At 42.8% G+C, this 25,730-nt stretch carries 21 protein-coding genes and 4 pseudogenes; 7 read left to right on the top strand and 18 right to left on the bottom strand.

The window, feature by feature from the left end; all coding sequences use genetic code 11:
* Positions 1 to 319 precede the first annotated feature (319 nt).
* Both M1F03_RS04385 and M1F03_RS04380 read right to left on the bottom strand, forming a co-directional pair.
* Entirely contained in the window at positions 320 to 2,689 is a 2,370-nt protein-coding gene (locus M1F03_RS04385) for a TonB-dependent receptor plug domain-containing protein (RefSeq protein ID WP_004239729.1), read from the bottom strand.
* A 10-nt stretch (positions 2,690 to 2,699) separates the two neighbouring features.
* Positions 2,700 to 4,781 (bottom strand): TonB-dependent receptor, encoded by a 2,082-nt coding sequence (locus M1F03_RS04380; RefSeq protein WP_001351060.1) that lies wholly within the window; start codon positions 4,779 to 4,781, stop codon positions 2,700 to 2,702.
* A gap of 378 nt (positions 4,782 to 5,159) precedes the next feature.
* Here M1F03_RS04380 and M1F03_RS04375 point away from each other — a divergent pair.
* Positions 5,160 to 5,435, top strand: a pseudogene (locus M1F03_RS04375) (DDE-type integrase/transposase/recombinase); the annotation flags it as partial.
* A 664-nt stretch (positions 5,436 to 6,099) separates the two neighbouring features.
* Here the strand turns inward: M1F03_RS04375 and M1F03_RS04370 are convergent.
* From M1F03_RS04370 to M1F03_RS04355, 4 genes and pseudogenes are all read right to left on the bottom strand, one after another.
* Positions 6,100 to 6,303: pseudogene (locus M1F03_RS04370) on the bottom strand (DUF417 family protein); the annotation flags it as partial.
* Entirely contained in the window at positions 6,242 to 6,445 is a 204-nt protein-coding gene (locus M1F03_RS04365; protein ID WP_223302955.1) for a FimD/PapC N-terminal domain-containing protein, read from the bottom strand. The pseudogene M1F03_RS04370 and the gene M1F03_RS04365, both read right to left, overlap by 62 nt.
* A gap of 98 nt (positions 6,446 to 6,543) precedes the next feature.
* Positions 6,544 to 7,113 carry a fimbria/pilus periplasmic chaperone gene (locus tag M1F03_RS04360; protein WP_230458799.1) on the bottom strand — a complete coding sequence of 190 codons (570 nt, stop codon included), beginning with the start codon at positions 7,111 to 7,113 and terminating at the stop codon, positions 6,544 to 6,546.
* A 228-nt stretch (positions 7,114 to 7,341) separates the two neighbouring features.
* The gene (locus tag M1F03_RS04355) at positions 7,342 to 7,752 is read right to left on the bottom strand and encodes a fimbrial protein (RefSeq protein WP_000669584.1); all 411 of its coding nucleotides are present in this window, start codon (positions 7,750 to 7,752) and stop codon (positions 7,342 to 7,344) included.
* 824 nt (positions 7,753 to 8,576) lie between these two features.
* Between M1F03_RS04355 and speFL the strand changes: the two genes are divergently transcribed.
* Complete coding sequence (gene speFL / locus M1F03_RS20010; protein ID WP_223310125.1) at positions 8,577 to 8,654, top strand: leader peptide SpeFL; 78 nt, start codon at positions 8,577 to 8,579, stop codon at positions 8,652 to 8,654.
* A 314-nt stretch (positions 8,655 to 8,968) separates the two neighbouring features.
* A complete protein-coding gene (locus tag M1F03_RS04350) occupies positions 8,969 to 9,280 on the top strand; it encodes an Orn/Lys/Arg decarboxylase N-terminal domain-containing protein (protein ID WP_004239731.1) in 312 nt (103 codons plus the stop codon).
* A 14-nt stretch (positions 9,281 to 9,294) separates the two neighbouring features.
* Here the strand turns inward: M1F03_RS04350 and M1F03_RS04345 are convergent, their stop codons facing one another.
* From M1F03_RS04345 to M1F03_RS04320, 6 genes are all read right to left on the bottom strand, one after another.
* Positions 9,295 to 9,627, bottom strand: a complete 333-nt coding sequence (locus M1F03_RS04345) for an exported protein (RefSeq protein ID WP_004239732.1) — start codon at positions 9,625 to 9,627, stop codon at positions 9,295 to 9,297.
* 442 nt (positions 9,628 to 10,069) lie between these two features.
* The gene (locus M1F03_RS04340; RefSeq protein ID WP_004239733.1) at positions 10,070 to 11,017 is read right to left on the bottom strand and encodes an Rpn family recombination-promoting nuclease/putative transposase; all 948 of its coding nucleotides are present in this window, start codon (positions 11,015 to 11,017) and stop codon (positions 10,070 to 10,072) included.
* Between the two features lie 20 nt (positions 11,018 to 11,037).
* A complete protein-coding gene (locus M1F03_RS04335; RefSeq protein ID WP_000202155.1) occupies positions 11,038 to 11,505 on the bottom strand; it encodes an STY4534 family ICE replication protein in 468 nt (155 codons plus the stop codon).
* 883 nt (positions 11,506 to 12,388) lie between these two features.
* A complete protein-coding gene (locus tag M1F03_RS04330; protein WP_004239734.1) occupies positions 12,389 to 14,443 on the bottom strand; it encodes a DNA topoisomerase III in 2,055 nt (684 codons plus the stop codon).
* Positions 14,444 to 14,452: 9 nt separating this feature from the next.
* Complete coding sequence (locus tag M1F03_RS04325) at positions 14,453 to 14,989, bottom strand: hypothetical protein (RefSeq protein ID WP_004239735.1); 537 nt, start codon at positions 14,987 to 14,989, stop codon at positions 14,453 to 14,455.
* 47 nt (positions 14,990 to 15,036) lie between these two features.
* Entirely contained in the window at positions 15,037 to 15,741 is a 705-nt protein-coding gene (locus tag M1F03_RS04320; protein WP_000437242.1) for a PFL_4669 family integrating conjugative element protein, read from the bottom strand.
* 282 nt (positions 15,742 to 16,023) lie between these two features.
* Here M1F03_RS04320 and M1F03_RS04315 point away from each other — a divergent pair.
* The 3 genes and pseudogenes from M1F03_RS04315 to M1F03_RS04305 form a co-directional block, all read left to right on the top strand.
* Positions 16,024 to 16,347: pseudogene (locus M1F03_RS04315) on the top strand (ClbS/DfsB family four-helix bundle protein); the annotation flags it as partial.
* 88 nt (positions 16,348 to 16,435) lie between these two features.
* The gene (locus M1F03_RS04310) at positions 16,436 to 17,707 is read left to right on the top strand and encodes an IS4-like element ISPa13 family transposase (RefSeq protein ID WP_000813355.1); all 1,272 of its coding nucleotides are present in this window, start codon (positions 16,436 to 16,438) and stop codon (positions 17,705 to 17,707) included.
* Between the two features lie 23 nt (positions 17,708 to 17,730).
* Positions 17,731 to 17,937 (top strand): annotated as a pseudogene (locus tag M1F03_RS04305) (ClbS/DfsB family four-helix bundle protein); the annotation flags it as partial.
* Positions 17,938 to 18,222: 285 nt separating this feature from the next.
* Here M1F03_RS04305 and M1F03_RS04300 read toward each other — a convergent pair.
* The 5 genes from M1F03_RS04300 to dnaB-PI form a co-directional block, all read right to left on the bottom strand.
* Positions 18,223 to 19,368, bottom strand: coding sequence for an STY4528 family pathogenicity island replication protein (locus M1F03_RS04300; protein WP_231130418.1), 1,146 nt, complete (start codon positions 19,366 to 19,368; stop codon positions 18,223 to 18,225).
* A gap of 276 nt (positions 19,369 to 19,644) precedes the next feature.
* Positions 19,645 to 19,929, bottom strand: a complete 285-nt coding sequence (locus M1F03_RS04295) for a hypothetical protein (RefSeq protein WP_004239737.1) — start codon at positions 19,927 to 19,929, stop codon at positions 19,645 to 19,647.
* Positions 19,919 to 20,509 carry a DUF2857 domain-containing protein gene (locus tag M1F03_RS04290; protein ID WP_000235333.1) on the bottom strand — a complete coding sequence of 197 codons (591 nt, stop codon included), beginning with the start codon at positions 20,507 to 20,509 and terminating at the stop codon, positions 19,919 to 19,921. Before M1F03_RS04290 ends, M1F03_RS04295 begins: the two co-directional genes overlap by 11 nt.
* 524 nt (positions 20,510 to 21,033) lie before the next feature.
* A complete protein-coding gene (locus M1F03_RS04285) occupies positions 21,034 to 22,683 on the bottom strand; it encodes a ParB family protein (RefSeq protein ID WP_000845359.1) in 1,650 nt (549 codons plus the stop codon).
* Between the two features lie 14 nt (positions 22,684 to 22,697).
* The gene (gene dnaB-PI / locus M1F03_RS04280) at positions 22,698 to 24,050 is read right to left on the bottom strand and encodes an SPI-7-type island replicative DNA helicase (protein ID WP_000549132.1); all 1,353 of its coding nucleotides are present in this window, start codon (positions 24,048 to 24,050) and stop codon (positions 22,698 to 22,700) included.
* A gap of 211 nt (positions 24,051 to 24,261) precedes the next feature.
* Here dnaB-PI and M1F03_RS04275 point away from each other — a divergent pair, with 211 nt between their 5' ends.
* Positions 24,262 to 24,693: a hypothetical protein gene (locus tag M1F03_RS04275; RefSeq protein WP_001095747.1), complete on the top strand. Its 432-nt coding sequence runs from the start codon at positions 24,262 to 24,264 to the stop codon at positions 24,691 to 24,693.
* A 77-nt stretch (positions 24,694 to 24,770) separates the two neighbouring features.
* On the opposite strand, the gene M1F03_RS04270 is transcribed toward M1F03_RS04275, so the two are convergent.
* A complete protein-coding gene (locus tag M1F03_RS04270; RefSeq protein WP_000196965.1) occupies positions 24,771 to 25,643 on the bottom strand; it encodes a ParA family protein in 873 nt (290 codons plus the stop codon).
* Positions 25,644 to 25,730: the final 87 nt, after the last annotated feature.

Here is a 25,730-nt window from a genome sequence, read left to right as displayed (position 1 = left end):
GAAATGATTAACCGGAAGCTGATACGGGAACAAAAAGCACACAGGAGGAAAAATCGGTCCCTGCATAGCCGAACTTAGCGCCCTTTACTCCGTATTGGTGAAAAGTAGATTTGTGGTAATGAATTGGGGATTGGTACTGATAGAAACATCTTGTTGGCACCGAGATCTCAAAAAATGTCTAGAATTAAAACAGGTGTGCTTACCTTAATGTGATAGAGCCCTAAAACATGCATCTTCAAGTTAATTGTGCATGATTATAAAAAAAAGAGGCACCCATAGAGTACCTCACTTACTTTATATCTTATTAAATCAGAATATATTAAAAATCAATTTTGACATTTATCCCATAATTTCGACCCGGTAATGGGACTAAATATTTCAATTGAGAAGATGCAGGTCTTGCTTCAGTATCGGTGAGATTATTAATAATAAAATCAACCGAAACATCTACCTTATCAAGGTGGTATTTTTTGCCAATCCCCGCATCAACTAACGTATAGGAAGGAAAGGCCATATCTCCACCATACATTAACCCACCGCTTTCTTTTTGTTTTTTATAGTAAGTTGCACTACTAAATGCAGTTAATTCATCATGTTGGTAATAAATACTGATACCATGCTTTTCATTAGGTAAATTTGGCAAATAGTGACCTGCAATAAACAGTTTTCTTTTGCTTTTATTTTCGACAAAATCACCAAATAGTGTAAATGTTAGATTGTGATCATGAGGCATTTCATATAAATATTTAAATTCATATTCTAATCCTTTTGTTTCAAGATCGGTGTCATCCCATTCCATAACAGGACCAGCACCACGACTGATACCCGTTAATCGTCTAAATTTAAAACCACTGTAGTCTGTTTTATACAAATTAAGTTTATTAGAGAAATTGCCAATCTCAATAACAGATGATAATTCAATACTTTTGCTTTTTTCGGTATTAAATTCACTGTTTCCTTGTTCTTCAATTAAATAAGCATAATGAGGGCCATGTGTATAAAGTTCATTAATTTCTGGTGCTCGATAAGAAATATTTTGTTGTAGTTTTAATGTCCATTCATCAATTGGTGTAAAAGATAGAGCGAGTGTATTTGCACTTGTATCAAAATGACGGTTTTGTAAATTAGAACCTTGCCCTCTACCACGATTATAATTCGCTGGAATATTGAGATTATGTTGAGTGTAACCTTTACGATATCCAGCAGTGAGCTCAAAAGGAGATAAATTTAGCGATTCAACCCAATATATTCCGTACTCTTTGGTTAATACACTGGGTAAATAAGCATCATAACCAGACGTTTTCAGATCACGATAATTACCGTTGATCCCAAACGCACCATTAAGTCGATTAAATAGCGGAGTATGTGCAGTTTCTAAAGCTAACTGATGGCTTTTTGTATTAAATACCGATGAAGCAATTTGGCCGACTAACTCTTCATCTTTAGATTCAGAATAAGAATAATAAAAAGCACTGTCTCTTAAAAATGGTGCTAAATGATCATGTTTTCCTTGTATATCTATTCTTCGATTACTATTTGAAACCGAAACAGGTTTATACCTTTCTCGAGTTGTTTTAGTTGTGAGATAAGCATAGCCTGGCACTCCATACGATGTTTGAAAATCAGTGACAGAAAAACCTAAGTAACCGTCATCTCCGATATAAGAGAGTGATGCGTTACCACTTTGGCTTTTTAAAAAGCTATTGGGAATTTCGTTATTATTATTTTCAACATAATGCTTTGGAGGTGTGACATGTTCAATAGATGTGGGGCTACCAGGTTTATATCGTAAGTTAGGTTCATTATCTACATAACCAATACCTGAAAAATAGTCCTTATCTTTAAAGGTATATTTATCATCCTCGCTTAACTCATATTCAACCTGATATTTTTTCCAAAACTCACTAATGTAAGGATACGCTTCAGGGTTACGGCTAGTAAACACTTTCATATCCACTTGGCATTGATCACGTAATGCAGAGTGGTCTTTTAGCTGTTGATAGCTATAGCAAGCACCAACTTTAGAGCGTGTTGGAATTTTATATTTTGAGACTCGTTTAGTAGCACCGGAAAGATTAAAAATCCAGTTTTCTTTATTACTGAATTTAATATTTACTGATCCACCGTTACCATTATTAGTGCTACCATTAAATGTCACGGCACCTGAAATTGCTTTTTCAGGAAACTGTGTCATTATTCGATCATCCCACAAATGAATTGCACCACCACTGCTGCTACCACCATAAAGTAGTGCTTCGGAGCTTTTACTAATTGATATTTCGTTAATTCTATTCATATCAACAGGAATAGGCATATTCCCACTAATAAATGAAACATCATTAATCGGAAGATTATTAACTAAAATCCCGACTCTATTGCCAGAGAGACTTCGAATAACAGGCCTTGCCGCATTTGGGCCAAAACCTTCCGCTTGTACACCAGCAACTTTTGAAACGGTATTACCAATCGTATTTGTTTTTATTTGTTCAAGTTGTTTTCCTTTTATCTCTTCTCGATTATTGAGTAATAAAGAGGAGAATGTCTCTTTGTTTTTTATTGATGTTGCTTTAACAGTAATAACATCGTTTGATGTTTCTTTTTCTTGGCTTTTATCTTGATTATTCTCTTTTCCATATAAAGGAGACGACAAAAGTATAAGTAAAATAATAGAGAGTTTACTTTTTTTCATGATATTCATATTAGAATGTAAGAGTAGCGCCTAAGATAATATTACGACCAGGTAAATACATTTCATCTTTAATATAAGAGGTGCTGTCTTTCCCTTTTACATCAAAGATATTATTAATCTTGGCGTATAAGGTATAATCTGTGTTATCTAAATAACCAATATATTCACTACCTAAACTAACTGTGTTATAAGCCTCTGTGGATGTTTCATAGTCTGCTGTTTTATTCTGTTTTCCAAAATGATCAATGCGAATTTGTCCAATTACGTTTTCTGTAAAACTATGTTTAATATAAGTACTTAAACGATAAGCCGGTATTCTTGGTATATTTCCCTTATTGTGTAGTAAATTTGCTCTAACATAATCACCAGAAATACCAATTAAGCTATCTTGGTTATAGTAATAATCAATATTTCCTTCTATACCTTTAAACTGTGCATCATTTTGAACATATTGTAATGAACGATAGCCATTATTTAATTCAGTCCCCGTAAATTGACCGTAAATATAATTATTAATACGGTTATAATAGGCACTCATATTGAATTGAATATCACCTGTTACTTTAGTTATTCCAATATCAATATTATTTGCAGCCTCTGCGGTTAAATTAGGATCGCCTTTTTCAATAGTTCGACTTGCAGCATGAACACCATTCGCGTAAAGCTCTTCTGCAACAGGTAATCTTTTCGTGTGTGAAAGTGATAAATTTAAAAAATAGTCTTGTGTAAAATTCCATGCTAATCCAGCAGAAATAGAAGATGCACTCTGCTTATTATTTTTTTGAGTTTCTCTATTTAACAGTGATTGCCACTCTTGGCGAAATCCTAATTCATAGCGAAAATCACCTAATTGGTATTCTTCTAATAAAAAGAGTGAGTGATTTTTTGTTTTTGTTGACGGTACATAAGCTTCTTCTCCTTGAGCACTAAAATCACGCTGGTTAAATTGCCCGCCAATAACACCATGCCAACCCCAAATAGGTTGATGTGTAAATGTCAGTCTTAATTCATCGCCTTTGTTTTTAAATGAGGTACTGACTTCATTTCCTTCTTTTTCATCATGATGATAATCGGTTCTGACCGCACTGAAACGTATTGATTCAATACCAGTAAATGGATTGTTTTTTTCACCACGAAGATCCCATCGTTTGCTATCCATAACAATATAAGGAATACCATGTTGATGTTGTTCATCAGGGTATTCATGATTGTGATTATGATGATGATGGCCGATTAAAGGAGGGCGAATTGGGGCGTGATGATGGTGATCATCTTCATGATCATGAAAATGCGTATGACCAGGCAGCCCATATCGACGATGTTGTTCACCATAACCAATCCCTATATAACCGTCATCAAAAAGCCAGGATACACCAATATTTGCCGATTGGTTATCTTGATAAGATCCTGCTAAACGGCTAGTTTCTCCTTGATGTAAAGGTTCTGGTTGTTTGTAATCACTTTGATAACGTTTAGTACCCTCAAGGCGAAGCGCCAAATTATTTTCTCCTAACGTTAATCCTACTGATCCTGTATTTCCTTTAGAAACAGAATCGTATTGATAATGCAATTCACCCTCATAGCCTTTTTCAGGCACTGACATAGGAATCTTGCTATCAATAACATTAATTGCACCGCCTATTGTGCCTCCTCCATAAAGTAATGTTGAAGGGCCTTTTAATACTTCAATGCGTTGACTTAAAAAGGGTTCACTGGTGATTGTATGATCTGCACCAATAGAGGATACGTCCATAAGATCACTACCACTGTGTAATACCTTGACTCGATTGCCTGACATTCCTCGAATAACTGGATGAACTGAGCCTCCACCAAAAAAGCTGGCATGAAAACCTGGTAAGGATGTTAAGGTTTCAGCAATCGAGGCACTACGATTAGCGCGTAGATCTTCTTGTGTCAGAACAGAAACGGGGATCGCCATTTTCTCTTGCGGAGTATGCAAAGGTGTTGAATAGACCTCTAATACCTCATTGTTCCGATTTTCAGTTGATTTTATTGCAGGGCTTGCATTTGCAAATAAGGAATAACTCATTGAAATAAAAAATGTTGTATAATTAAAAATAGATTTTTTCATACTATCCGCCATTTTTTGTTATGTTATAACATATCACATTGTATGTATATATAATTATCATTAGCAAGTGATTATTTAAAAAATAATAAAAATTTGGGCTGTCCTAGATAAGGTTTAAGTTTTAACTATCTGTTTTAGAATACTTAATTGCTTCTTTGCAGCTTGGCGTATTAAACGGGTTATTGTTAAATCTGGTGTATGGCACCATCAGACAATGCTCCGATCTGATGCTTCATCCTCTGCATACTGGGGTTGACGGTGTAAGTATCCCGCATAATTAATTTGCCAACGAAGGAGATCGCTATGCGTAAAGCCTGTTTTACTGAGCATCAGATCATCGCCGTAATTAAGTCGGTTGAAACCGGGCGGACTGTTAAAGTTGATGACTTTAACCGTGAGACATTGTCGATTAAAATCATTCTGAATCTGCCAGATCTGCGAATGATCCGTGTACTCGACAGGATCGCGGCAAACTGCGGCTACCCGATCATGCTGCACATGAATAATGGTCCAGAATTTATCTCACTGATACTGGCTGAATGGGCAGAAAAACATGCAGTAAAACGGGATCTTATCCAGCCAGGTAAGCCGACGCAGGACACTTTCATTGAATACTTTAACCGGACATACCGTACATACGCGATTTTTATATATTCATGATCAGACGTGAGATAAATAACGAATTGGAGTGGGTTTAAACAGGTTATAACGAATAGGTTACTGTAATTAATTTTCAGTATATGTAAGAGAATTTCGAGTCCGTTTACCATGCTGTGTAAACGCCTTTTTCAAAAGTGACCATCCTAGCGGTCGCGGTCACCGAACTCGACAATAAAGCGACTCTATTACTATACGCCAGTTCCTCAGCGGCATTGTCCATTTTTGCGAGGCAATCCGTCAGACAGTGCGGGGTTAGGATTGAAGCCACAGAGCACCGTTATCACTGGATACAATGGTACGTTGGCTCAATCTCAGGCTACGTGGGTATTGTACTATGGACGCTTTTGTCAATCAGTAATGGATTATATAGCCAGACATATCGATCTGTACCTTGCTAAATGGGTTACCCGTAAATACAAGAGGGGACACGGTAGTCTGGTTCAAGCGTATGAATGATTAGACAGGATCCGGAATGTTAAACTCAGTTTGTTTGCACACTGGACTATTTGTACGCGATGTTACCAGTCAACTACAAGAGCCAGATGACGGGATACTGCCACGTCCGGCTCCGTGGGAGTGGAGGGGGAAAGTTCCCCTCCACGACGCGATAACCTCATATAATACTAGAAAATAAAAATCAGATAAATGATAGTGTTCACTACTTTTTAGTGATACACCTTGCAGAATGTACCATTGCAACAAATCCTGCTGCTATCATCATAGTATCTTTCAGAACTAACCTTCCCGCACCGGAAAGATAAGGAAACTCAGTATGAGCATCTGCTCCATGTACCCAGGTTTCAGGTGTAAACACCAAAAATGTTAATGTGACAAATGGCGTAAGAAACACTAAGGCAGAGCCCTTTCCATTTATTATTAAGATAAACATCAGCATAGTACTTTCCTGCTGGAGTTGGATTTCCTTGATTGAAACGATGAATATCTAACGTCGTCTTCCCTTGAGTATGCTGTAAAAAACTGGGATCAAATTCAGCATATTCCATAGCCACTGTGTCCATGGAAAAAACTCCCAGTGAAATAAATATGGCAGGCAGGAATGAATGATGTTCAGTTTAAGTGCAATATTTCATAAATATTATCCTTATTTCAGAGCTGACTCACTTAATTCATGCCCACCATAATCGTTAACAACTGTCCACTTCACTTTTCCATATCCCGACATATTTCCATGTATAGGAAGGCGTATTGAAGAATAAGGAGCAACCATATCTACTGGATTAATTGATTGTGAGTAGTTGCTCTGAATCAAAGTAATATGATTATAAGTAATAAAATAAGGACTTTGATTATCTGCACAAAGAAAGGCCTTTGCTCCTTGTTTTTCAATATGCCATATAACAGAATTATAGGCCTCACTGAGAGAACGTGTGAGTTTTTCTGGACGATAGAATAGCTTTATGCGACTATGGATCGGGAGTTGAAGATAATTTGAGTTTACATTTAAATTATTTTTATTTTCAAATTTAGGTTTAGCTGAAATATCCAGTATATTTAGCCAAAAAATTGATTCACGATCATTAGGCAGTGCTTCACCCGTATACATAATTCGTAATGTTTGCCCTGTGTGAGGTTCTATACGAAATATAAGCGGAGTAATAATAAAGGGAACATTGACTGAGTCTGGAGCAACACTGGCATCACCAGTATCAATCCAGGACTGAATTAAAGATGGAGTAGATTCATCATTATTAATTTTAATATTAATACCTTCCTAGTTTTCAGGATAAATAACTCAGGTACCCAACATTAGCATAACTTGACACAGAAAATAAGCCGGCCATCATGAAAAAGAAAAGTTTTTTCATGGAAACTCCGAACAAAGCAGTGCAGATGAGCTGCCTTGTAAATAATGATAATAAAAACGCACGATTATTATTTATTACTCATAGGCAATAGTGTAATTAACACTAGAAATGACATCCCCTACAATTGCTTTTCCTGTAGCATAATATTGGGCCATATAGCGTAGTGTCGCTTCATCGTCACTATTAATAGCTTCTGAATGGACATCCTGTCCGACAAAGTCTTTCCCTAATTGAATAGCAGTAGTACCATCGTTATTTAATAACTGAATTTGAACATTTTGTGCTCCGTCAGAGCTTGCATTTTTTAGTTTGTTCGTATTAAAGTCAGTATTAGCTCCGGGTTCAAAAAAAGCTTTCACATTACTAGATCCATTTTGTCCAGTAGTGCATCCAGTAAGACTAATTGTACCGTCATATGCCATTGCTGAGTTAAAAATAGCAACAGACAGTACCGTACTTAAAGCAATATTATTTTTAAATTTCATTATTTGGTTACTAACATAAAAATCAATCTATAAACTTCATTGAGGGTATTTATATCCTTAATTTATATATTAAAACTATAAAAAACAGGTGCTACTCTATTAAAATTATTAAATATAAACGCCATTATTTAATAAAAAATTAATAACATTCACCAACATGAAAAATACGGAAGCTTTATTTGAAATTACAAACTTATTATTTATTAAAATGTAACCTCATGTAATTAAAATATAATTAATGGATATAATTTTCTTTCTAAAAATAAATTATGTTAATATGTTATTATTGATCGATAATGTATTTTTTTGATAGATTAAAACCATCAATATAAACATAACAATCGTTTTTAACGATCATTTTTAACAATTTATACTGATTGTAAAACTCATTTATATTGATATAGAAGGGAATAGGTAATACAGAATATATTTCAAAGTATATTTTATTAATCTTAATGACTATATAAGCAAATTTAAAAAACTTTAAAATAATTATTTAGAAAATAAATATATATTAATGCAACCATTAATGATAATAATTTATAATCTTTAATTATAGGAAAGGCACCATAAATACATTGTATTAATATTTATAACATAGACTTGGCGACTATATTAATCACCTATTCTTTTGTTAAAAAGAAAACAACAAATAACAAAAAATAAATATATGAATTAAAGAAAAATCATTCTTTAAATGATATACCTTGATCTGCATCACAGTATAATTCGGATATTTAATTACATATAACTTATAGTTGTTATATATACCTTAACAATTAATGAATGCAAAAATAGAAAATAATAACCGATTTTGACCACATATAAAACTTATTACACATATAATGATGCTTTCACATTTCTCATGTTTTAGTTTTAATCTTTTCAGCGCTCAAAGATAATCTCTCTATTGGCTTCTATCACGTGGTTTGCATATTTTCATCAAATGGATAGTCAATCTCTTTATCATTATATATCACATTTAATGTGGTTATAACGAGCTCTTATTGAACATTCATATCCTTGGTTTTTATGCACAGTAATGTGCAGCTAAACAGCTTTTATTCCTAGTCATTTTGCTAAAAAAAAGATTACTAAAATTATAAAAGCCACCAACCTATAACATTATTTTATATCCGTGATGACATAAATATAAATAAATGAAATATTTTCACTTAATATTTCAGCAAGATTTTTTACCAAAAAGGAATTAAAAATGAAAAATTATAAAGTCGCAGTCAGCTATGATATGTCTGACTCTATTTCAACTCATCGTAAATATGTTAATATTCTACATACTGACTTCTCTTATATTGCCGCAATTATTATTTCACTTGATAATATTCAAGATGGAAGGCTCGATTTTATTGAACAAAATAGCTTTGGACAGCCTGTATTCGCTATTATTAATAAAGATAAAGTTATTCCGACTAATATTATTAATCGATTAACAGGTGTAATTGATTTAAATAAAAAGAATACAGACCGGATTCAGCCGGCTGTTCCCAGACTGACCGATAATATCTGACCATAAAGCCGTTTCTAGGCTGCATCCACTTCCCGCTGAAACGCCAGCTCTTTTTCTGCCCAGGCAAATTCCTGCTGTACCCACTTTTCAGCCAGCCGACAGCGCTCCTCATCTGACCGGGCCTCAATGCCCAGTGTCGTCAGAGGATCCAGGCCGAGAGACTGAATACCGCGCCACCCTTTCATCAGCGCTTCAAAACGGGCATACTCCTCCGCACTCAGTCCCCATTCCTGCGCCTCATACTGCAATGACTGAGTCTGACTCTTAGCCGATTTCCCCGCCTCAATCTGCCAATCTGCCCCCCGGAAACAGACTGTGTGGCTGTCAGCGGCGCTGTCATCAGACACCCGCTCAGTAAAACCACAAATCTTATGTTTTTCATCACGGCATCTCTTTTATGGTAGGCGCAACGTCACCGTACGCCCCTGATAACGTCCGCCCACCGGCAGTAACTGTACCAGCCCCAGCTGATGGATAAAGGTCCGGAAGTACCGGCTGGGCATGACCGGTGTTGACCAGAATCGCGGTATCTATCAGCCACCGGTTCAGCAGGCCGGGAGGGTTTATCTGCACAGCCCCCCAACAGCAGTGAGGTCAGGGCAAGACATATCGGGAGAATTTTCATACGCATTTTCTGTCCTGTGTTAATAAAATAAAGTCACAGGCACACTGTGCGCAGAAAAGCAAGTGCTCTCAATGAGAAATTAGTTTTCCGAAAAAAAAAAGAAAACGGCGGGCATAAAAAATGCCGGCAGTCATGCCGGCATTTGAGAGTAAAAACAGAAAAGATTAATGTTTTAATGACTCAATCTTTTCCCGGGTCAGTCCGGTACATTGCATAATAATGTTCAGATCAACCCCCTGTTGTAATAATGAGCGGGCGACTTTTTCAACACCCAGGCCAATACCTTTTTCGATACCTTTTTCGATACCTTTTTCGATACCTTTTTCGATACCTTTTTCGATACCTTTTTGCTCAAGTTGTTCTGCAATCGTTGTCAGCATCGTTTTATACTCCGGTGACAGTGCAATCAATTGGCTGAAAAAGCGGGATTCATCCAGAATATACCCCTGATAGGCAATATATTCTATCACACTCCTCACCTGGTCAACCGTATTGTGTTGCGAGTTAATTATCTGCGCGATTATCGGCAATACCGCCATTAAACCGTCGCGGGTCCGAATATGTTTCTGAACCAGCTCCAGCAGGGCAATACCCTTGTGTGTCAGGATTTCCTCATCACTGAGCACACTCAAATCCACTAACGGAAACGACCGGGTATACAGCTGCTGAGCCAGCGCCGGATCGGCGAACCCGTCCAGCCAGTTCATGCTGTACGGATAAGGACAAACACTGCCCTGATAAAACAGAAACGGCACCACCAACGGCAGGGTCTTATCCGCCGGCGATTTTTTCAGATGATGCGCTATCGCTGACATCGCATAATGCATCAGACGAAAACCCATTAACCGATCCGGTTTTGACTGGTGCTCGATCAGGCAGTAGATATACCCTTCCCCTTCCGTCATCTGCACGGAATACAGCACATCCGAATGCAGCTGACGTAAACGGCGCTCCACAAAACTGGCCGGCTCCAGGCGCAGTGTACTTAAATCGCACAAAGGCAGGATGTTGGCCGGCAAATGCACCGAGAAAAAATCCCGGGCATTCTCAGGATGCGTTAAAAACTGCTTGAATAACGCATCATGTACCGGTTGTTGTGTATTTTTAGTCACAGCAAACTCCTTATTAATGACTAAAAAGAATCAGCCACATACTCTCTGGATACCGGCTGTTCAGTCTCTGGTGGTGTTGACTGGTGTTTCTCGGCTTTATATACCACTTCTTTACCGATTTTAATCCAGTCAATATTCAGCAGCCTGGCTTTCAGGCTGACCCGCTGTTCTCCGGCATGCTCACCTTTTGTCAGGGTGAAAATATCGGAAGCCAGGTTACTTAATGTAAACCCGGTTAGGACTTTTTTGTCCTCATCCACCGCTTTGATACACCGTCTGACCAGTGAGACCGTATTCTCCCCGACAACGGTCGTATCAAAACGAACATACACAGGGTTATCAGCCGGTCCACTGAGTGCATTAATCACTGCGGTTAAAAACTGCCCTTTAGGGCCGTTAACCTGACGGATATTCGATAAATACCCAATCCCGTTCACATGCAGATTAAAGTATTTATTTTCAGATGTTGTATTATTTTTGCTGGTCATGATGTTTCTCCATCGGATAAAAAAGGTAAAAAAATGAGAAACATCGTCTCGGCAGGAACGTGTTTCCCACCGGGGTCAGTAACAGGAACGCTCCCGAACTGACGACTTGCGTTGTATAAGATGATCCTGATGATAACGCTATTCTGTTATCACCCTCCGTCAATTTCAAGGACGAACGGAGTTCTGTCATCGCCCGTAGGCTCCCGTCTCAGATGACCCGAGGATTGGCAGTGGCAATCACCCGTAGGCGTTCCTCTCAGATTGCCGGAACATTGGCATCGTTGTCACCCGTAGGCGCTTCTCTCAGACAACTGAAGCATTGGCAATGTTGCATTAAGCAACGGTATAAGCAGAATAAGGATTAATCTGCTTTTTTTATTTGTCAAGTAAAAAAGCAGTTCAGAGAGAAAAGGATAAACACAGAAGAATAAAATGGATAACAGAAACAAACTGAAAGTCTGGTTACAGCAACATCATCTGACACAAAAAGACCTGGCTCAACTCATTCAGCAGACAACAGGCAGGCCCTGTTCTGTCAGGGCGGTAAAATCCTGGTTATGCCCACCGGAAAAAAACAGCGCCCGGCCCTGCCCGGACTGGGTGATTCAGGTACTCAGTCACATGGATGAATAACTTTTTTGTCAAATAAAAAAGGCGTTACGGTTAATAACGCCTGACAGTGCCGCCCACTCTGTGATGTTAAAAAGAACCTCAGGAGTTCAACCAGCTCCGGCGCGGTTTTCATGAGGTTGATGCGCCTTAAAGTCTGTCCTGCTGACAGACAGACTTTCTCATTGTCGCCACCGCAGTTGTTCCGCTACGGCTTTGCCGCAATGACGGGGGGCTTTTCCCTAGCGTCAGCTATGCTAACGGTAATTATCACTCAGGTAAAGAGTCCTGTTATGCTCTTCTTCACGGCCTTCTTTCTTTTATTCATCCCCCGGGTAACCCCCTGCATTTTTTCCGGTAATGGTACACTCCCTTTACAATCCGGATAACGCTGACAACTCCAGAAACGGCCTTTACTGCTCTCCCGTAAGACCATCTTTCCATGACACGACGGGCAGGATGGCATCGGTGGCAGATCCAGCGCCAGCGGCATTTCCCCGCCTTTTTTAATGAGATGTGCCAACCAGCTGATTTGCTTTTGCATAAACACATCCAGAGACAGATTTCCCTGTGCAACCTGCTCGAGTGATTGTTCCCATAACGCCGTCATTCCCGGATCTGTACAGGCTGCCGGCAGGGCATCAATCAGCTGACAACCGGTGTCTGTCGCCCGGAGTGTTTTTTTCTGCCTGACAATCAATTTCCTGTTTTCCAGCGTGGTGATGATCCCTGCCCGGGTTGCCTCTGTCCCCAGCCCCGCATTCTCTTTCAGGACTTTTTTTAATGTCGGATCGGTAATAAAGGAGGACGCATTCTTCATGGCCGCAATCAATGTACCATCCGTATACGGTTTCGGTGGTGAGGTCGCCAGTTGTACAACCTTTGCCTCCTGTACCACACAGAATTCACCTTCGTGAAGGGACGGCAATGTTTCTGTTCCGGCTTCCAGCCCGGTTTCTGCCTCTTCTTTTACTGGCGGATCGTCTTCATGTTTCACAAATAATACAGACCAGCCCTTCACTCTTTCGACTTTCCCTTTGGCAACAAATTGTTGTCCGCCTATATCTAAAAACACCTCTGTTGCATCCCATTCCTGATCCGGCAAAAACTGCGCCAGATAATGGGCACGGATAAGTTTATAGACATTCAGTTCAGCCTCATTCATGGCGTTCAAATCAGGTGTCTGCCGGGTCGGTATAATCGCATGGTGAGCCGTAATTTTTGCATCATTCCAGACCCGGGAAATTCGCGCCGGCTGCAATTGTGCCAGCACATTCTGTAAGGCCGGATCGCTTTGTGATAATGCATCTAAAACAACCGGTATGTCGGCACGCATGGACACCGGCAGATACCCGCAGTCCGTCCGGGGATACGTGGTGGCCTTATGTTTTTCATACAGACTTTGTGCGATTTCAAGCACTTTATCCGCAGAATACCCCCAACGCCTTGAGGCCGCCTGCTGAAGTGTCCCGAGATCAAACGGCAACGGCGGCAAGGCTTTTCCTTTCGTTTCATTCACTGTACACACCGTCGCTTTCCCTGCCTGCCGGCACAGTTGCTCTACGGCCTGAGCGGCCTGAACGTGAATACAACGATGTTCATCATCACAATACTGCGAGGCAGGTCGCCAGTGAGCCTGAAAAATGATCCCCTGATGCTGCAACGAGGCGGTCACCCGCCAGAAGGGTTTGGAAACAAAGTGCGTAATTTCTCTTTCCCGCCGGACAATCAGGGCCAGTGTCGGCGTCTGGACACGTCCGACCGACAATATCCCACCAAACCCCAGTTCCCGGGCTTTGAGGGTAAACAGACGCGTCATGTTCATACCGATAAGCCAGTCTGCTCTGGCCCGCCCTAATCCCGCTGAATATAAAGAGGCCGTTTTCTCGCCGGGTAACAGGTTATTTAATGCCTGCCTGATACTCGCCTCATCCAGTGCAGACAACCATAAACGTTGTACCTTTTTCCGGTAATGACAGGCCTCCAGTAATTCACGGGCAATCACTTCCCCTTCCCTGTCCGCATCCGTGGCAATCACCACTTCCGTCGCCTGACTGAGCAACTGTTTTATGGTCTGAAACAACGAAACCGCGTCTTTTTTAACCACCATTTTCCACTGTTCAGGAATAACGGGTAAGGCACTCTGCCGCCAGGGGGCCGCAAACTGTGCGCCATAAGCCTCCGGTTCAGCCTGCTCCAGCAGATGACCTCTTGCCCAGGCGACCTGAACGCCATTTCCCTGAAAAAAATTATCCCGCCGCTGATGAGCGCCGATCACCCGGGCAATATCTTTGGCCTGAGACGGCTTTTCGCACAGAAATAATTTCATTACCCTGTTCTACCTCCTTTTTCCGGCTGCAACGTCATTCGCGGTTTTAAATATTTCCTGAACAAACTCCGGAGTCAGGGTATCACTGTACGAAGCGCTGTAAGTGATATACATGTGTGTTCCCGAACCATTTTTTTCCAGTTCGATGACGATATGTGCCGGCGGGTTACGTTTTCCCATATCCGCCCCCATTTTATAATAACTTCCCGGCGTCACTTCCCATTCCCAGCCCCGGCTTTCTTCTGCAATAGCCGTGGCGGCCCATTGATCACTTTCTTTACCTGACTGACACAGAGCACGGATTTTGGCATTCACATCCTCAAAACCATAATAACGGCGCAGACGGGCTGCGGCTGTATCAATATCAACAGGGATAACCACGTCATACTCCCGTTGTTCCCGTTTCTGCATACCACCATTCATGGTATGACTGACCTGATGCCCCAGGTCACTGATTTTCTGATTCCATTCTGCGATTTCCTGTGCAGAGCATCCGGTCAAAAGCCATAAAGAAAAGCATAAGGTAAGCAATCCGCTTTTTTTCATTGCAGCTCCTTATTATTAAATAATTAACCCAATATAAATAACATTCGTTATTTTTTTAAAGACGGTAAAAATGACGCACGTTTTCTTCCTGAAATGATATCCGGATCAATTTCACCTAAATAACGGGAAGCCTGTTGATAAGTTTCACTGTTTAAATCAAGGTTATGACGGGTGAGCTCATATTTCCGGTAGTTTACGGCCATCCCTGTCACATGACGAACCTGATAGCCCGCTAATTTAAGGACCTTGTCACGTTGCTGACGGGAAATAAAACCATAATGCTCTCCCTGCAATACACGCAAAGCAAGTTGATCAACCCCGACGAGTAACCAGACACATTTATAACCAACAGGAGATTTACTGAATATCGCCAGGTCAACAGGAGATGTTGATGAGATATCCGAAATAACCGCAACCGCAGGTAACTGAACTAATTGTTGTTCAACCTCTGAAAGTAATTTCTGAATAGTCCGAGTCCCTTGCTCCAGTGCCTGCTCAAGCTGATACAGCCACATTTCTGCATATAAGTATCCCTTCTTTGCATCATCAGTAATATGACCCGCCCGGGAAATAAACATCGGAAGACTGGGGATCATCCATTTACGCTTTTTTTCGTCACCGTCATTCTGAGAGTTGGGTACAACCCGCCCTTCCCATAGCCGGATTGCATAACTGGTATGGAGTTTCAGTGTTAATGTTGACTTTAAAGGGCCAGCCTGAAGTAACTGTTGAGAATGTTTATTTTGTTCCATAACAATACCCTTGCTTTGAGAAATTGACATACCGTACAAATGTCAACCCCCTATGCCAACGATAAATTCAAATTGAAAAAAATAATTTATTATAAAAACGTAGCGTTACTCGTCATCCTACTGAAATGCAGGTTAACCTTTGAGCATTGTTTCCACCGGAAACATCAGTAAATAGTTAAGGGTCTTCCTCTGTTGTAAGGGGAGTAGTACAGTACCTAATTGATTTATAAACACCATACAATGCATTTATGGTGTCTTATTTTAAATAAGAGGAAATTCTTCATGAGTGTGCCACAAACAAAAGCTGAGCTGCTTTTAGCTATTGATAAAAGTTTTAGTAAATTAATTAGTTACCTCAACGCAATCCCGCCAGAAATGACTTCAGATAACTCAATGGATGGACACGCCAAAGGAACGAAGATAAGTGTTCATGACCTTGTTTCATATCTGCTTGGATGGAATGCTCTTGTTGTAAAGTGGATCACTTTTGATGCTAAAGGTCTGCCTGTCGATTTTCCGGAAACTGGCTATAAATGGAATCAACTTAGTCTTCTTGCTCAAAAATTTTACTCAGATTACAGTGAGTTAAGTTATGAATTGTTCATAGGTATGATCTTTAGGAGTTGAAGAGGTGCTTCATTCGTGATCTAATTGATTTACCAGAAAAAAAAGATCACCTTTGCAGGAAAAACGAATGAAGCAACAACAAGATACCCGATTTTCGAGCGCTTTTGAACGATTTTTTTCAGCAGCAGAGCTTGATGCGCTTGGCAAGCAATCAGGCTTTATGAAGCGGCGGCGGCAGGTGACGCCACAGAAGTTTTGCATGGCGCTGGTCAGTGCGCTGGGTGCAGGAACAACGAATTCGATTGCCGATGTGCACCGGCAATTTAACCATATGCACTCAACGGACATAAAGCTTAAACCCTTTCATAAACAGTTGGTTAAAATGGCTGCTCCTGAATTTATGCGTGAAGTGTTTGAAAAGGCGCTGGCTCTGCATCTCCCTGATATGTTTGCTATCAGGAATAAATATCAGGACATGTTCAAGCGCATTATTTTACAAGATGGCACCAGTTTCGCTGTACATGACGACTTAATGTTCTATTTTCCAGGACGTTTTAATGAAAATAGTCCGGCAGCGGTTGAGTTACATGTCACTTATGACGTGTTTAAGGGGCAACCTGACGGTGTTAGTCTGACTGAGGACACGGCACCCGAGCGGGACTATTTGCCTTCACCCGCCTCTTTATCAGGCTGCTTATTTATGGCAGATGCAGGTTATTTTTCAAAAGCTTATATACAACAGCTTCAAGAAGCCTGCGCGTATTTTATTATGCGGATGTGTAACCGTGTTAATCCAATGGCGGTTTGTACTAAGACTCAGCAGATGAAGCCGCTGAAAACATGGTTAAAAGAATTACCCAATGCAGGTGTATTGGATTTAGATGTGCAGTGGCCGAATGGCCCGGTTTATCGTTGCGTTGCATTTGCAGCATTAGATCACAAAAAACGTCATGTATTGGTCTGCACTAACCTTGACCGTGAGCAGTTTCCTCCAGCTGTTGTGGGTGATTTTTATCGTGTTCGCTGGCAAATAGAATTATTATTCAAAGAGTGGAAGTCGATGAATAATTTAAATAAATTCGATACAGGTCATGCCACAATCGTTGAGACATTAATTTGGGGTAGCTTGCTGGCAGCAACCTTAAAACGCTGGCTAATCAACGCGGCACAAAAGAAGTATAACCGGGTGTTGTCGCTTTTTACCGGAGCAAAAACTGCCCATATGTGGTGGATACCATTTTGCTTTGATATAGCCATGAGTCGTGGTACGGATTTAGCAAAAGCCATGAATAACGCGCTGGCATTTTTAGCGCAACATTGCCAACGGCAAAATGTTAAACGAGACCAAATAAGTGGCGTATATAAGCTGCTTAATAACACAAATAAATCATTGGGTTAGGTCGTTAAGGTCATACGTATGATGAATTGTTAGTAGCTGAACTTCAGGCTGTAAAAAATGAAGTTGTGAAACTTATTGATGAGCGTACCGATGATATTTTGTATGGAAGACTATGGTACACAAAATGGACGATGGGGAGAATGATCTCATTTAACACATCTTCGCCTTACGCCAACGCTAATGGAAGATTAAGAAAGTGGGCAAAAAACAATAAGATCAGTTTAAAGTAAATATCAGAGTGAAATTATATGTACGAAAATATCTCTATGCCCATATCGTTAACCAGACTGCTCCATAGCTTGTTAAATTCTTTACTCTCGATGATGCAGATTTCGTTACGGAAAGCGAAATATCGCGTTCCGGACCTTCCTACCCGGATAAGAAAAACCCAATTTTTAAACACTGTTTCCAGTGGAAACACCGGTTAAGTTTTGAGCACTGTTTCCAGTGGAAACACCGGTTAAGTTTTGAGCACTGTTTCCAGTGGAAACACGGGTGATTTATTGAATACGCCTTCATTGCTCATTGGATATCCCTATGAGCGTACGGCGAAAACGCTGAAGGTACTGACGTGCAATATCAGGGGCACCCATCCCCCCCTGAGACGCCTTACTTCTCTCCGTTCTCTCCGGTTTGGTTTGCGTGTGCTGTGATACATCCGGAGTACCTGACATTTTCTGTAAAGACGCACTTTTCATCCCCGTTTCTGCTGGGGAAACGGAGTGATATCGCCCTTCACGGGCTGCCTTTAATAGCTGCAAGGCATACCCCACCGGATTACGTACACTTCCTGTCCTCACCCCCTGTGTCAGTTGCTGCACAATCGATATTGCGGCTTCTTCCGGCAACGCCTGTAACTGTTTTTCCAGCATCTGCCGATCATTCTCATCAATCCACTGATGCAGCCCCTGCACCTGAGTACCCGATAAATATTGCTCTCCCTGATCTACGTACGTATTTTTTACACTCTGTGTAAAAGTATTACGTACGTAACAGTTCGATTTTCGTACCCCTGAATCAGACTGGGTTTGTGTACTCAGTTCGATTTTCGTACCCGGTTTTTTTTCATCATTTTTTTCCCTGAGTTCGATTTTCAAATCCGGTGTTTTACACTGGGCTCGATTTTTTTTATGTTTACCCGGATGAAGTTGTGCCGTCTGCCCATTGAGTATCCGGCGTTGCCTGTCTGCCAGCGCTTCCGGTGTCTGAAGACTTTCAAGCCGCTGCTCAATGAGTTGCATTCTGGTATGCTGATGTCGCATTGACGGCTCGGTTTTCAGGGCAGTCAGCGCAGCGCGGGCCACGCACCGCACACTCTTATTTTTGTGATAACAACTTTTTTCCAGTACATCCATCCAGCGTGGATCTAATGTCTCTGCATCAAATGCATTCACCGGCTCATCATGTAACATATAGATATTTCCTCTGATACGCCCCCGTTTATCCCTGACCCGATGGCATAAACTGAGCCAGCCCGTCAGCCTCAGCATTAACAGTGCCCTGCTGACCGTTTCCCGCGAGGCTTTATCGCTGTGGGGTGTGGCTAACTGGAGTTGTAAGTCATCATAGGTCGGAAATACGGCCCCCTCATTTTGCTGAGCATGAAGGCGGATCATCATCCAGGTCAGTTTATCAACCGGGGAAAGTCGGGATTCCAGCAATAATTGCCGGGGGATTGCATCATGAACATTGCCGGCGTAAATCAATCCACTGCGCAGTGCCGTGCCGGGCTGGCTGTGTTGCCGGTGATGCAGTTGCTGCCGCATTTTTTCTAATGAAAACTGAATAATACTGTCCGGAGGAAATTGCATCTTATGCCCCACACAAAAATAATTTCATGCCTGAATACACTTATAGCTGCCTCCTCCGGTGAAAATACCGCACCGTAAAGAGGCAGTCTCAATATACTGAGGATCATGATGTTGAATATTCTGCCCTTACCGGCTAATCATCTTGTTATAACGTTCATGGCTCATCAGCTTCCAGCTTTGCCCCTGGTCCATACTGAGCAGACGCCAGAATGCACCAATATCAATTTTCAATACCGGGTAAACACCGCCCTTTTTTCCACCGCATTTCACTTTTTTACAAAGTCGTTCTCCCGAAAAATAACGTAGCAATAACCCGTTTGCCTTCCGCTGAATATGCTCCGGAACAGGCGTGACACATTCCGGAAATATCCGGGCGGATTGATGATGACTGATATTCCTGTTATCCGGCATGATATTTCCCCCTGTCAGCTGAATTCAGTATGCCGTCCCGGTGCCATTCCTGAACCGAATTCCATACCGTGGTCAGAGAGACATTCATTTTTTCGGCACAGGACACCATGATCTGAAGACAATCCGGATCATCCGGCTCCGGCATGCCCTCCTCTTTCCAGCGATACCATAATTCCGTTTGCTGCACATCTGACAGCCGCTGTGAACGGCCAGCATTTCCCCGGATCCCGGACAAACGCCGACGGGCTGACACCTCCAGTGACGTCATGCCAAAATACTGATTCAGCAAATCGATGGATGCCCCCAGTCTCAGACAGCGTTCAATCATCTGATTTTGACGGTGAACTTCTTTTGCCCGGGTCAGTAATAACCGTAAATTCTCCCGGTGGATCTGGCAGGTAATAATGGAGACCGGACTTTGAGAAAGATAATGCAGATCTTCAATGGTTAAACTGTTCAGTAACCGGATCTCATTGTCCGTCAGTCCCAGCGCCTCACAACGCCGCAGATTTCCGCTTTTTATTTCCATCACCAGTTCTGTCAGCAGATGATTCCCTGCCTGTGCTAATTGAGTCGCCATTACAGCCTCCTGTATTATTGAAAGCCTGCCAGAGTGTAAGTATCCACTGTAACACGTAATTCCGGTGCCATAACTCACGGGCTTTATTTGAAAGCAATACTTCTGCCCCTGCTTTTTGTCTCATGGTGCGCATATATTTTCGCCACGCCCGGCGCCGGCTCTGATAATACCGGGACCATATAAATCCCAGTAATTCCGCAGACAATTCAGCCTGCCGGCCTTTACCGGTAAAACACACCTCAATATAAGGTTCTCCGGCGGTCCCGGTTTTCCGCAGTGCATAACGGCAACGGCAAATTTCCGCACTGAACAACACCAACCGCCACCAGTCCGCATCCTGATTTTCCGGTGGACGGACAGAAAACCGGAAAACCTTATCATGCTCATATTTCCGGCTCCCGGCCCGGAATAACCGGCAGATATCCATCAGGCGCTGTATCACTTCCTGCTCATAACCGGTCTTTGCCCGCCCCCGGTTCAGGGGCAGATAACACGCCAGCGCCTCCGGCGATAAGGCGGTGCTTTTATTCCCATTCCTCTTCATCATTCACATCCGGATCAACATCTCTTTGTTTGGCATACAAACAACGCAACAAGTACATCAGTTTCATCCATGTCATAAACTGGGTATCATTCAATACCGGCGACATACCGGGCTGATATCCCCCCGTCAGCAGGGCTCTGAGGGCATCCGGAATATCATCATGGGACTCATCAGGTTCTGAGAAAACCGTCATCACACGCCCCAGCACCGAATGTGCTGACAACGTAATAAATCCCGGAGAATGCACCCCGGAAGCCGCCATAAAGGCGGAAGATAAATCCAGCTCATTCCCTAATTCAAACAAAGTACGGTAAATTTGCGTCTGAAGATGTTCAATATCATCCAGATGTGATGCCACCGGCCAGAGATCCTGACACGTCAGTGCCGTCACCGCATGACCGGAGACGGGCGCCTCCACCGGTGTGACATGCTCCGGGTTATTCGTGACAAACAGACTTCCGCCATCGACAGGCTCAATATCCGCCTCGTCGGTATCCCCGCTCAGCACAGGTGCCCCGCCGTATAAATCCGTCTGGATCTCCACAACCGGACGGGATTTTTTCTTTTCAACGACAGGAGATACTGAAGCCTCCTGACCTGAACCAGAAGATAGGGGCTCCGTTAACAAATCCTCTGCCGAAAAACCGGAGGTCATACCGGTAGGTACGGTTTCTGAATGCGCGGTTGTTGTATCACCCTCACTCTCCACCGGCGCAGGCAATTCCGGCTTTGTGCTGCGTCTGCCTTTATTGACCTTCAATTCAAATACCCAACGTTCATAATCCACACCGGCAACAGAACACTCCCTCAGTAGCCGGCCAATCAGTTCATCCAGAAACACGTCATAATCAAAAACATCATGGTTATCTATTTCTGTGCATGTCCTTTCAAAACATCCCAGAAAATCACAGGCTGGATCCGGCCCGTCATACTGAAAAAGAAACGAATCCGCTACCCGTTTTAATGTCGAACGCACGGACAATAATTGCTCAATTTGGGGTCTTCCCAGCCCGTTTTCCAGTAAACGGGGCATATAAGGTAATAAAACAGAAACAGTATCTTCCATCTTACTGATGTGTGAAATGCTGACAGGTAATCCGTCCGCCGTCATGCGCTGAGCGAATGCCCGGAGTGATAATTTTTTCCCCAGCGTTTCCTCATACAGAGAACGCGCCACACAAATCCCTTGTGCTTTTTCCAGAAACGTTAACTCCCCTCTGACTTCATTCTCCGCCAGATGGCCAATCAAACACTGCAAACGCCCCGGCCAGGGTTTAAATAACACATGAAGGCGGAAGAAACGCTCATCCTGTGTCTCCTGCCACAACTCAGAGAGGATCTGATAGCGCGTATTTCCGCCGTCACTGAAGATATAAAACTCACTCCCCGGTGCTTTGGTGACTTTAGGGACACTGTCCAGTCCGCGTGCCCGAATGGAACTCTTGATTTCCTCATAACGCGGGTTTCTGCCCTGACGTGGGTTATCCGGATTTGGCTGAAGTTGCTCAAGTGTTAATATCATCGGCATTTCAGACACCGGATTGACGTGGGCATTATCGGATAACGGGGAACTGACAGGATTTCCTCTGAGAAGCGCCTGACTGAGTTTATGCTGTAAATCTGTTTTCATTCTTCGCCTCTCCCTTAAAAATAATATCCCTGAGGAAAATCACTGAACCGGGTATACATCCCGTTAAACTGCACTTTCACCGTCCCCAGCGGTCCCTGTCGTTGCTTACCGATGATAATTTCTGCCACACCTTTGTCCGGTGAGTGTTCGTGATACACCTCATCGCGGTACAAAAATAAAATCAAATCCGCATCCTGTTCCAGCGAGCCGGAATCCCGTAAATCCCCGTTTGTCGGGCGCTTATCTGCACGTTGCTCCAGTTGCCGGTTTAGCTGGGAAAGGGCCACCACCGGACACCCGAGTTCTTTCGCCAGTGCTTTCAGACTACGGGAAATTTCACTGATTTCCTGCGTCCGGTTTTCCTGTTCAGGACTGCGCATCAGTTGAAGGTAATCCACAATAATCAGTCCCGGCGTACCCACTTTACGGCGGTAACGCCGTGCCCGGGCACGTAACAGGGAAGGTGTCATATTACTGGTATCATCAATCACCAGACGCTCCCCCCATTCGGCAATCTGTGACATGGCACCACCAAGACACTCCCAGTCATTTTCTTCCAGAGACGCACTGCGGATAGCCGTCAGTGAGACATTGCCCAAATCACTGAGTAAGCGCTGCATGATTTGTTCCGCCGGCATTTCCAGACTGAAAAAAAAGACCGGTTTTTCTGCCAGACGCAGGGCATTCTGTGCAACGGTCAGCGCCAGTGCCGTTTTCCCCATCGATGGCCGTGCGCCCAGTAACACCAAATCGCCTGCCTGCAAACCACAGGTTTTTTCATCCAGCTCACTGAACCCCGTTGGCGTACCGGTTATCCCTTTTGCACTTAATGCCTCCTCCAGATGCTGAACAACATTATTTAAAATATCGAGCAACGACGGGGAATAAGCGGGCAGCCCTTTTTCTGACAGCTGAAACAGCCGCTGTTCAGCCTGCTCACATAACGCCGGTATATTTGCCTGAGCCGCCACACTCTGGGTGGCCAGCAGATTCCCGAGCATCATCAGACCACGGGCACGGCTGCGATCCACGACAATCTCCGCATAGCGGACAATATTGGCCGCACTGGGGGTGTTTTTGGATAATTCCGCCAGATAAGCAAAGCCCCCCACCCGCTCAAGCACGCCGTCTTTTTCCAGTACATCACTGAGGGTGATTAAATCTATCGGGCTGTTTATCTGACACAGGGCGGCCATTTTCTTCCAGATTTCCTGATGCGCTCTGGAACAAAAATCCTCCGCCTGTAATAACGGCGCCACTTCATCCCAGCGGTCATTATCCAGCATCAGCCCGCCCAGCACGCTCTGCTCCGCCTCCGGTGAGTACAGAGTTTCAGGTAATACAGCAGAAGAAGACTTTTTATGCATTGAAAAGCCCTCCGTTAATCCGAAATGCCCTGTTCCCACCGTGTAAATAAATTATTTTTTTTGGAATATGAATTGTTGGTGTCGGACGAACAGTCGTCAGAGATAAGCTCCCTGTGACTGCCCGACTATTTTCGGACCGGTAAGTTTGGCGACCCCGGTCTGAACGTACAGGCAGCCTATTTTTATCCATAACACACCTAAAGGAACATTTATGAATACAAACTATCAACTGCCGTCCGACATTGATTACATTGGCATTTTTGACAACAACACCGATACGGGCGAAGCCCGTTTTGACTTGTATGTCAAAACCTTCCGGAGTATGACCATGAAAATGACTGAAGAAAGCAATTCCCGCCAGAGTCTGTTCCGCCTGCAATGGCTGGGTGACTGGCTGGCTGAAATGTATGGCTGGAAAATGCTGAATCCCGATATCACTCCCCTGAATGCTATTCACAGCTATCTTATTCTTCGCGATAACCTGCCGGCAGCTCAGGTGGCAGGCATGACAACAGAACAGATACATCTGGCGCTGACTGAAGAGTGGGGCACATTCAAAGCTCGTAGAGGGGCAAAAGACTTTTTGCGCAGAGTCGAAAAACGCCCGGACTCTCTTGACGATCCTTTCCGGGAAATACATTAATTCTGATCGGGCTGGCAGTATCTGCTGCCAGTCCACGGTTAGACTGAACGGGAAAAAACAGGAGAATACCTTGATATTCATGGACGCACCTCCCGTTTCAGCACATCATCAAAACGGGTTTTCCATTCCGGAAACAGCTCTGAAACAAGATGATGCATAATGACTGCGGCTGCCGGTGTTTTACGCTGAGTCCGGTATTCCAGACGATGCACCGGTTGTCCCTGTGCATGACCATTTTTAAATATTTCCAGTTTGGGAACAGCGGTTTTCAGTAACGAAAGAGAAATCGACTCCGCAAAGGGGTACGCTTTTTGGTCAATAATCTGAGTTAATTCAGTCAGTGTTGCACGATCTAACACCGTATCTTCAACACAATTAGCAAGAATACGTATTGCCGGCAGGGGAATTCCGTAAGCCGTCAGCGGCACCAGCCCGCCGATTAATCCCAGTGTTCCCCGTAAAAATTCACGCGTATCCGGCAAAATAGGTTTGATTATCCCGACAGCATAATCGGTGGCAGCTAACAAAATGGTTTCCAGCATCACCGAAGCCGCGCCTTTTGAATCAATGATAATAACATCGTAAGAAGCGAATAACGGATGTTGCAGAATATTACGCAGACGCATTCTGCCGTCAGGTGCATGCAATATAGCCGCAGGGAGACGATCATGCGGATCGTTAGAAATGATGATATCCAGATTAGGGATAACGGAGCGTGATATGATGGTATCCGGCCGGGAAAGATCGGTCAGTTGCATTAACAACTCAAACAAGCCGTTTGGTGCTTCATATTCAAGTTTAAACAGACTGCTGGCTGTCGGCTGGGAATGATCGCCGTCGATCAACAGGGTTTTTAACCCTGCATCAGCACAAAAACCCGCAATATTGCTGGCTTTGGTTGACTTTCCGGCTCCGCCTTTTGTTGATATAATTGGAACAATTCTGGTCATTTTCTCACTCAGCATACTCTGGGTGAGAAGTCAAAAAAAATAATTACATTAGTGAATTACATCAAGCTTTTTAACTAGGGGATTGAA

The organism is Providencia sp. PROV080 (genome assembly GCF_033688105.1).
Taxonomy (GTDB): domain Bacteria; phylum Pseudomonadota; class Gammaproteobacteria; order Enterobacterales; family Enterobacteriaceae; genus Providencia; species Providencia zhejiangensis.
This window is presented reverse-complemented; position numbering and strand designations above follow the sequence as displayed.

What these genes read in the sequence shown, in the direction of transcription:
- M1F03_RS04380 (WP_001351060.1), bottom strand. Translation starts at nt 4,781, where the DNA reads ATGAAAAAATCTATTTTTAATTATACAACATTTTTTATTTCAATGAGT.
- M1F03_RS04290 (WP_000235333.1), bottom strand. Translation starts at nt 20,509, where the DNA reads ATGGCGACTCAATTAGCACAGGCAGGGAATCATCTGCTGACAGAACTG.
- M1F03_RS04365 (WP_223302955.1), bottom strand. Translation starts at nt 6,445, where the DNA reads ATGGAATATGCTGAATTTGATCCCAGTTTTTTACAGCATACTCAAGGG.
- M1F03_RS04295 (WP_004239737.1), bottom strand. Translation starts at nt 19,929, where the DNA reads ATGCCGGATAACAGGAATATCAGTCATCATCAATCCGCCCGGATATTT.
- M1F03_RS04385 (WP_004239729.1), bottom strand. Translation starts at nt 2,689, where the DNA reads ATGAAAAAAAGTAAACTCTCTATTATTTTACTTATACTTTTGTCGTCT.
- M1F03_RS04335 (WP_000202155.1), bottom strand. Translation starts at nt 11,505, where the DNA reads ATGACCAGCAAAAATAATACAACATCTGAAAATAAATACTTTAATCTG.
- M1F03_RS04270 (WP_000196965.1), bottom strand. Translation starts at nt 25,643, where the DNA reads ATGACCAGAATTGTTCCAATTATATCAACAAAAGGCGGAGCCGGAAAG.
- M1F03_RS04275 (WP_001095747.1), top strand. Translation starts at nt 24,262, where the DNA reads ATGAATACAAACTATCAACTGCCGTCCGACATTGATTACATTGGCATT.
- M1F03_RS04350 (WP_004239731.1), top strand. Translation starts at nt 8,969, where the DNA reads ATGAAAAATTATAAAGTCGCAGTCAGCTATGATATGTCTGACTCTATT.
- M1F03_RS04325 (WP_004239735.1), bottom strand. Translation starts at nt 14,989, where the DNA reads ATGAAAAAAAGCGGATTGCTTACCTTATGCTTTTCTTTATGGCTTTTG.
- M1F03_RS04330 (WP_004239734.1), bottom strand. Translation starts at nt 14,443, where the DNA reads ATGAAATTATTTCTGTGCGAAAAGCCGTCTCAGGCCAAAGATATTGCC.
- M1F03_RS04320 (WP_000437242.1), bottom strand. Translation starts at nt 15,741, where the DNA reads ATGGAACAAAATAAACATTCTCAACAGTTACTTCAGGCTGGCCCTTTA.
- M1F03_RS04355 (WP_000669584.1), bottom strand. Translation starts at nt 7,752, where the DNA reads ATGAAATTTAAAAATAATATTGCTTTAAGTACGGTACTGTCTGTTGCT.
- M1F03_RS04310 (WP_000813355.1), top strand. Translation starts at nt 16,436, where the DNA reads ATGAAGCAACAACAAGATACCCGATTTTCGAGCGCTTTTGAACGATTT.
- dnaB-PI (WP_000549132.1), bottom strand. Translation starts at nt 24,050, where the DNA reads ATGCATAAAAAGTCTTCTTCTGCTGTATTACCTGAAACTCTGTACTCA.
- M1F03_RS04285 (WP_000845359.1), bottom strand. Translation starts at nt 22,683, where the DNA reads ATGAAAACAGATTTACAGCATAAACTCAGTCAGGCGCTTCTCAGAGGA.